1 pseudogene is annotated in these 214 nt (G+C 39.7%); it reads left to right on the top strand.

Annotated features, from left to right (window positions below):
* Positions 1 to 214, top strand: a pseudogene (locus V6260_RS19200) (RluA family pseudouridine synthase); the annotation flags it as partial.

The following is a 214-nucleotide window of genomic DNA, read 5'->3' as shown; positions in this document are numbered from 1 at the left end:
CTATATCAAGATGACGAAATTTAATTGATTAATAAACCCTGTGGGTTATTGAGTTTGTCGGGTAAAAATCAGCTTAACTGGGACTCAGTGCATTACCGTTTAGTACATGGTCAAAAAGAGTAAACAGCTGCATTTGCAGAGGCTAAGTTACCGCACCGGTTAGATTTCGGTACGTCGGGTATTATGATTGTTGGATTAAACGCGATTGCCTCAA

It is taken from the genome of Pseudoalteromonas aliena (assembly GCF_038155085.1).
GTDB lineage: Bacteria > Pseudomonadota > Gammaproteobacteria > Enterobacterales > Alteromonadaceae > Pseudoalteromonas > Pseudoalteromonas aliena_A.
This window is presented reverse-complemented; position numbering and strand designations above follow the sequence as displayed.